Raw genomic sequence first — 2,313 nt, 5'->3', positions numbered from 1 at the left:
ATAACGGTCGCCGCCCTTGATACCCATTTGGGCCGAGCCGGAGAGCGTGATGTCTGCAGCGGCGATGCCGGCCGAAGCAACCAGCGCGGTGGTCGCGAAGAGAACCTTTTTCATGGCTTTCCCTCATTCGATTTAAGATGCACCTCAGGCCGGAGCATCCGATCTGAGTATGTTCCGGGTTTCGCTCTAGCCCCCCTCAAATGCAAGGAACACCGGCACCCCCCCGGAACGCTTCCCCCGATTGATGCAGCAAAGCCACACCGCCCCCGCGCCCAAGCGGACGTGGCGCAAGGGAAAAACCTTGTCCGCCCCGACCCGCTCCGGTAAAGACCGGCAAAGGACAACGAGGGCGCAGGCATGACCTTCCACCGCATCGCGCGCGGGGCACTGATCGGGACAATGGCTGTTGGACTGGCCGGCTGTGGCGGCGGGCTGTTCGGCCGCAGCGCCCCCAGCCCCGAACAGGACGCCGCCCGGATCGAGGCGCGCGAGGCCAATATCGCGCGGCAGTTCGAGAATACGCCCGTGGCCGAGATTCGGCGCGAACGCCAGGAGCGCGGCTCGATCCTCGACCTGTTCGGCAATGCCGACGACCCGAACACCACGGTCGCGGTGAACAAGTATCTCTGGCAGGCCTCGCTGGAGGTGCTGAACTTCCTGCCGATTCGGTCTGTCGATCCCTTCTCGGGCGTGATCGTCACGGGTTACGGCACGCCGCCCGGCGGCGGACGGGCCTATCGCGCGACCGTCTATGTGCAGGATCCGGCGCTGGACGCACGCTCGCTCAAGGTGTCGCTGCACAGCCGGTCGGGCGCGGTCGATGGCGCCACCGTGCGCGCGGTCGAGGACGCGATCCTGACCCGCGCCCGCCAGATCCGCATCCGCGACAGCAAGCTCTGACGCCCCACTGGACGCCCCGCGCGGCGCCTATTATGCACGACGCCGGGCCACCCGCGCCCGGCGTTTGACTGAGGATTGCTGACATGGCGCGCTACACCCCGGCCGAGATCGAGCGGAAATGGCAGGACGCATGGGAGGCCGACGCCACGTTCCGCGCCTGCCACGACCCGGCCCGGCCAAAATACTATGTGCTGGAAATGTTCCCCTACCCCTCGGGGCGCATCCATATGGGCCATGTGCGCAACTACACCATGGGCGATGTCGTGGCGCGCTACAAATCATCCTGCGGATTCAGCGTGTTGCACCCGATGGGCTGGGACGCCTTCGGGATGCCCGCGGAAAACGCAGCGATGGAACGCGGCGGCCATCCCAAGGACTGGACCTATGGCAACATCGCCGACATGCGCGCGCAGATGAAGCCGCTGGGCCTGTCGATCGACTGGTCGCGCGAGTTCGCGACCTGTGATCCCGAGTATTACGGCCAGCAGCAGGCCATGTTCCTGGACATGCTGGCCGCGGGGCTGGTCTATCGCAAGAACGCCACCGTGAACTGGGACCCGGTGGACATGACGGTTCTGGCCAACGAGCAGGTGATCGAGGGCAAGGGCTGGCGGTCTGGCGCGCCGGTCGAGCGGCGAGACCTGACGCAATGGTTCTTCCGCATCTCGGATTTCGCCGACGAATTGCTGGCGGCGCTGGACGGGCTGGAGAACTGGCCCGAGAAGGTCAAGCTGATGCAGCGCAACTGGATCGGCAAGAGTCGCGGGTTGCAGATGGGATTCGACCTGGTGGACGGGCCCGAGGGCTTCGACCGGATCGAGGTCTACACCACGCGCCCCGACACGCTGATGGGGGCAAGTTTCCTTGGGATCTCGCCCGATCACCCGCTGGCCCGCGCGCTGGAGCAGGACAACCCGGATGTGGCCGCCTTCTGCGCCGAATGCCGCCGGATGGGCACCAGCGAGGAAGAGCTGGAAACCGCCGAGAAGCGCGGCTTCGACACCGGGCTGAAGGTGCGCCATCCGTTGGATCCGAAATGGGAATTGCCGATCTACATCGCCAATTTCATCCTGATGGATTACGGCACCGGCGCGATCTTCGGCTGCCCGGCACATGACCAGCGCGACCTGGATTTCGCGCGGAAATACGGGTTGCCGGTGACCGATACCTTCGTGGCGCTTGAGGGCGGCGAGCCGGTGGGCGACGTGGCCTTCGTGCCGCCCAAGACCGAACCTGTGCGCTGGGTGCGGGCCTTTGCCTGGGACGAGGTCGCGACCGGCGAACAGGCCGTCGACGCCGCGATTCGGTTTTGCGAGGAGAATGGCGTCGGCCATGGCGTGACCAAGTTCCGCCTGCGCGACTGGGGCCTGTCGCGGCAACGTTATTGGGGCTGTCCGATCCCGGTAGTCCACT

The 2,313-nt window shown here is 65.9% G+C and carries 2 protein-coding genes; both read left to right on the top strand.

Annotated features, from left to right (window positions below):
- Window positions 1-357 precede the first annotated feature (357 nt).
- The gene (locus tag ENN83_RS03385; protein WP_287184114.1) at window positions 358-900 is read left to right on the top strand and encodes a DUF3576 domain-containing protein; all 543 of its coding nucleotides are present in this window, start codon (window positions 358-360) and stop codon (window positions 898-900) included.
- 83 nt (window positions 901-983) lie between these two features.
- Window positions 984-2,313: leucine--tRNA ligase (gene leuS / locus ENN83_RS03380; protein WP_287184112.1), on the top strand; the 1,330-nt coding region annotated here is incomplete at its 3' end.

The sequence above is a fragment of the Rhodovulum sp. genome, assembly GCF_011048875.1.
GTDB lineage: Bacteria > Pseudomonadota > Alphaproteobacteria > Rhodobacterales > Rhodobacteraceae > Rhodovulum > Rhodovulum tesquicola.
The sequence above is the reverse complement of the archived record's forward strand: the minus strand, read 5'-3'. Positions and strand labels throughout refer to the sequence as shown.